4 protein-coding genes are annotated in these 4906 nt (G+C 71.6%); 1 reads left to right on the top strand and 3 read right to left on the bottom strand.

Annotated elements, in window-relative coordinates; translation table 11 throughout:
* Positions 1-137 precede the first annotated feature (137 nt).
* The 3 genes from DEIPI_RS28335 to DEIPI_RS28330 form a co-directional block, all read right to left on the bottom strand.
* Positions 138-2831: an LPS-assembly protein LptD gene (locus DEIPI_RS28335; protein WP_045233606.1), complete on the bottom strand. Its 2694-nt coding sequence runs from the start codon at positions 2829-2831 to the stop codon at positions 138-140.
* A gap of 80 nt (positions 2832-2911) precedes the next feature.
* Positions 2912-3136 carry a YwbE family protein gene (locus DEIPI_RS0103975; protein WP_027480930.1) on the bottom strand — a complete coding sequence of 75 codons (225 nt, stop codon included), beginning with the start codon at positions 3134-3136 and terminating at the stop codon, positions 2912-2914.
* 77 nt (positions 3137-3213) lie between these two features.
* A complete protein-coding gene (locus DEIPI_RS28330; protein WP_045233618.1) occupies positions 3214-4446 on the bottom strand; it encodes a SpoIID/LytB domain-containing protein in 1233 nt (410 codons plus the stop codon).
* Between the two features lie 143 nt (positions 4447-4589).
* On the opposite strand from DEIPI_RS28330, the gene DEIPI_RS28325 reads away from it, so the two are divergent.
* A partial coding sequence (locus tag DEIPI_RS28325; protein ID WP_157463450.1) for an FAD-dependent oxidoreductase occupies positions 4590-4906 on the top strand: 317 nt, incomplete at its 3' end.

Raw genomic sequence — 4906 nt, 5'->3', positions numbered from 1 at the left:
GAGCCGCGCGAGCAGCAGTTCCCGCTGGCCGTCCACGACGACCAGCCGGTCGGGCGTGGTGGGTTCGTCGGTGCCCGTGCAGGCGGCGAGCGCGGCCGTGAGGGCGACCGCGGCGAGGGTCGTGCGGGCGGGGTGCTTCACGGGTTGGTTCCTCCGAAGGGCAGGCCGGGCAGACGCGGGCCGTTAGGATCGACGATCAGCGACTGACCGCTGCCGGTGGGCAGGCTGACGGTGAAGCGGACGCGCTGATCGACCGGGTTGAGCTCGAACTGCAGCGCCCAGCAGCAGCGGTCGAGCGTGACGAGCAGGATCGGCTTGAGGGACTGCGGCTGCTGCGGCTTGCCGTTGAGCCAGCTGAAGGACTGGTTGAGGCCGAGCGTGACGTACGCGTCGGGGCGCGGGCCGCCGCCGAGCGCGAAGGTGGCGTTCAGCGGCCGGAGGGTGAGCTGCTCCAGCAGGTTGCCGCCGCTGCGGCTGCGGGCGTACGTGGCGGTGCCGGACAGGCCGACGCGGGGTGTGACGTCCAGGTTCGCGGTCAAGGCGGCGGACGTGAGCTCGAAGACGCTGTTGTCGAGGCCGGGCGTCGCGAAGGACGCCTGCGTGTCGAGCGTCTGTCCGGGCCGGGTGACGCGCACGCGGCCCGTGAGGGTCGGCGAGACCCACCCGCCGCGCCCGAGGTCGTACGTGCCGCCGTAGGTGGCGCTGTAGAAGGTCGCGGCGCCGCTGGGGCTGCTGATGCCGAAGGTGAGGGTGCCGCAGTTCTCCCGGCTGGCGGCGGTGCCGCTCGTGCAGGGCGCGGTGTAGTCCTCGCCGGGCTCCACGGCGCCGTCGGGCAGCAGGAAGGTGGCGGCGGCGTTGAAGCTCAGGTCGCGCCACGTGATCGTGCTCGTGCTGTTCAGGCGCGGGTTGCGCACGCTGAACTCGGTGCGGGCGTTCACGGTGACGGGATTGACGATGGCGTCCCGCGAGGCGGTCGCGTTGAGGGTGGCGGTGAGGGTGTCGAGGTAGCCCTGCTGGAGGTTGTAGTTCGCGCTCAGGGACGCCGTCGCGGCGGAGGTGGGGTCCGCGAACGTGAAGGTCGTGATGAGGGGCGTGTAGCCGGTCTGCTCGTCGAAGGAGGTGCTGGCGCTCAGGGACGGCCCGACGGTGGTGCGGCCCAGCGTGGCCTGCACCGACCAGTTGTCGAGCTCGTTCTCGAAGAGGTTGTAGTTGAGGGTGCCCGTGGCGTTCAGGGGGTCGGGCGTGAGGGTGACGCTGAAGCGCGCGGGCGCCTGGTTGTCGGTGGGCTGCACGAAGTCGTAGCGCTGCGCGCCCTCCACGGACAGCCAGGGCGCGAGTCGCGAGCGCACGCCGAGCCCGAGGGTGGCGCTGAGCCGACGGCGGAAGCTCGTGTCGAGCGAGAAGGGCGCGACGCCCTCCTGACGCAGGTACTCGTAGTCGAGGGTGGCGCTCGTGTCTGCCGTGAAGTTCTGCGTGAGGGCCGCGCGCGCGAAGAGGTCCACGACGCGTTCGCCGCTGTTGTAGTAGTTCCCGGTGAAGGTGTTGCGGACGTTGAATTCCGCGCCGTTCCAGGGCCGCGTGAGGTACGTGATGACGTGCGACTCCTGCAGGCGGAAGCGGGAGATGTTGAGCTCCCCGCCGCGCGCCACGCTGGGCCGCGCGGGACCACGGTAGTTGCCGAGCGTGACCTTGAAGTCGGCGGTGAGGTCCCCGGCGGTGTAGGGGTTGAAGTCGAGGACGAGTTCGGGCCGTTTGAGCTGGCGGTTCAGCAGGAAGCCGTCCGGTTCGGGACCGAAGCGGTCCTCGTAGTTGAGCTGCGCGCCGAGGATGTCGAACTTCGCGTTCGCCTCCAGGTCGACGTTGCTGACGCCCTTGTCCGTGTCGGCACTGACGGTGCTGTCGCTGCGGTTGGCGGTGAGGGTGTAGTCGACGCCCGCGAGCGTGGCGTCCCAGGGCAGGAACCCGCGCGCGCTGACCCTGAAGTCCACGTCGTAGCCGCTCTTCCCGACGGGCCTGGGCGTGGCGAGAGCGTAGAGCTCGGCGAGGCGCACGCCGAGCGGGAGGTCGTAGGCGCGCATGTTCACGCCGAAGCCGATGTTGCTTTCACGGTTCTGGTAGTAGCGCAGCAGCGTGAAGCCCGACGCCTGCGTCCCGATCACGAAGGGCAGGTCGAGCAGGACGCGCAGGCCGTCCACGCTGTCCTGCTCGATCTGGAAGCGCGGCTGGGACTGCTTGTCCTGCAGCAGCAGCACCACGACGGGCAGGTACGCGACGGGCGCGTCGAGGAGCAGCAGCGTGGCGTCGTACGCGACGAGTCGGTCGCCGGGGTAGAGCAGCACGCGGCTGGCGCGGAAGGCGTAGTCGTTGGGGGTGCGTCCGCACTTCGCGCAGAGGGTGAAGTAGCCGGAGTCGACCTTGAGCTGGCCGGGAACGCGCTCGACGTCCTCGCCGCGGATCTCGAGGTCGCGGGTGGAGACGATGACGTCCTCCCCGGCGAGGTTCTCGGTGCCGAGGTTCACGACGATGTCCTGGCCCTGCAGGACCTGCTCGGTTTCCTGCCCGTCGGGGCCGCGCGGGAAGCTGGTGTAGCGGCCCGTCCCGACGAGGGTGAGGGTGCGGCGGGTCTTGTTGTACTCGACGCGGGTGGCGCTGACGGTGTCGCGGTCGATGCGGAGCTCGACGCGGCCACCGCTGATGATGACGAGTTCCTGCCCGTCGACCTTGCGCAGTTCGAGCCGGTCGGCGCTGACGATCTCCACGGTCCGCGCGAGCGCGGCGGGCGTCAGGGCGCCGAGAAGGGCAATCGTGATGGAGGCGACCAAACGGCGCATGATGACAAGCTTAACGACGCCGGATGAGGGGCGCGCGTGGGGGAAGCGTGAAGAAGTCTTCAAGCGTCTGCGGGGCGTGGTCACATCACGCCCGCCTCGTGGATGACCTTCACGCGGCCCACGAGGCCGTTCGTGAGCCGCACCTTGATGCCGTGCGGATGGCTGGGCGAGCTGGTGAGGAGCTGCGCGACGGTGCCGCGCGTGAGGCGCCCGGTGCGCTGGTCCTGCTTCTGGACGACGCTGACGTCGAGTCCCGGACGGACGTTGCGGCGCAGGCGTCCGTCGAGGGCGGCGGGGTCGGTCATACGGACAGCATAGGGCCGGGCGCGCGAGGACGAGGCGGTTCCCACGCGGGAACCGCCTCGTCCGGGAGGACCGGGCTCTACTCGGCGCCCACGCCGCCCAGGGCGGCCATCACGTCCTGCGGGGTGCTGCGCGGCAGGGGCCGCGTGGCGAACAGGGCCGCGGCGCTTCCCTGGGGGGTGGCGGCGCTCTCCTGCAGGGCGCTGAGGGCCGCGCCGGGGTAGTAGAAGCCGAGGATCTGCGAGGAGTTCCACGCGCCCGCCGCGAGTCCGGCGGCGCCCCACTGGGAGAGGCCGACGCCGTGCCCGTAGCCCGCGCCGGAGATGACGACGGGGTCCTGACCGCTGATCACGACGCGTGAGGAGAACGCACCGAGCGCGCGGACGAAGCCGCCCGCCTCCGCGCCGCCGATACGGGCGGTGCCGCCCGTCCCGGTGACGGTGACCTCCAGGGCGCGGCCCGAGGCGCTGACGCGGGTGAGCGCGACGTTCGTGACGGTGCCGACGCGGACGCCGTAGCGCCCCGCGACCTCCGCGACCTTCGTGAGGGGCTGCGCGACCGTCCAGGCGCTCTTCGGGCTGCGCGAGGCCGGGTCGGGCTGCGCGACGAGGTAGGGCAGGTCGTTGCCCCACACCTCGCCGGCGCTGGCGGTGAAGCCGCCGCTGTCACTGGAGAAGAAGGTCTTGGCGAGCTTCCCGCCGAAGGAGACGACCTGCGCGCCGGTCTGCTGGATCGCGACGTCCGTGGCGGGGTTCTCCCGGGCGAGGCCGCCGTACACCTGGCACTGCTCGGTGGCGCACAGGTCGTAGGGCGCGGCGGGGTTGAGCCGCGCGACGGCGTACGTCCGGGCGATGATCGCCTGGGCCTTGAGGGCCTCCAGCGGCCAGGAGGCGGGCATCTCGGCGGGGACGACGCCGCGCAGGTAGTCCTCGACGTCGAGGACGTTGATGGCGTCCACGCGGCCCGAGTTGACGCGCAGCAGCACGCCGCCACGGTAGTCGGCGCCGCCGATGCCGACGAGACTGCCGGGCGCGGGCGGGAGGTACAGGCTGGCGCTGCCGCTGTCCTGCCCGTCGAGGGTGAGGCGCGCGCCGCTGACGCCGACCTGCCACTCCGCGTAGGAGGTGGGCGCGGCGGGCGTGGTGGCGAGCGGGAGGCCGGTGGGCGTGGTGCTGATGGGCACGCGGATCCGGACGGTGGGGCCGGACGCGACGATCACGCGGACGTTCACGGCCTCGGCGGCGCCCGCGAGCAGCGGGAGCGCGAGGACCAGGGCGGTCCGGGCGGCGCTTCGGGAGGCGGGCACTCGCATGTTGAAAGGCACTATACACCACCTTATGAATCCAACCTTTAGAATTCTTCACTCACGGGGCGCTTGACGTGAGAACGGAGGGCAGGAGATAACGCGGGGGTGACGTGCTCATGTGAAGCGGGACACGCGGAAGCGGCCTCGACGTGACTCCGGGCCGGGTGTTCTCGCACGTCGGGCACCGCTTCGAGGAAGGCGAGTACGACGTGGTGATCGTGGGCGGCGGACGGCTCGGGCTGGCCTGCGCGTACTTCCTGCGTCGCCTCGCGCCCGACGCGCGCGTCCTGATCGTGGAGCGCGACGGCATCCCCAGCGAGGGCGGCGCGACGATCACGACGGCGGGCGTGTGGTCCTCGCTGGACCTGCCGCCACGGTGGGAGGCGCGGGCGGAGTGGACGCGGGAGGTGTGGCTCGACCCGGCCGCCCTGACGGGCGTCCGCCGTCCGCACGACCCGCGCTTTCG

Origin of the sequence: Deinococcus pimensis DSM 21231 (assembly GCF_000519345.1) — a bacterium.
In the GTDB taxonomy this organism is placed as follows: Bacteria; Deinococcota; Deinococci; order Deinococcales; family Deinococcaceae; genus Deinococcus_A; species Deinococcus_A pimensis.
The sequence above is the reverse complement of the archived record's forward strand: the minus strand, read 5'-3'. Positions and strand labels throughout refer to the sequence as shown.

Coding starts and splice junctions, on each gene's coding strand:
- DEIPI_RS28335 (WP_045233606.1), bottom strand. CDS start 2,831: ATGCGCCGTTTGGTCGCCTCCATCACGATTGCCCTTCTCGGCGCCCTG.
- DEIPI_RS0103975 (WP_027480930.1), bottom strand. CDS start 3,136: ATGACCGACCCCGCCGCCCTCGACGGACGCCTGCGCCGCAACGTCCGT.
- DEIPI_RS28330 (WP_045233618.1), bottom strand. CDS start 4,446: ATGCGAGTGCCCGCCTCCCGAAGCGCCGCCCGGACCGCCCTGGTCCTC.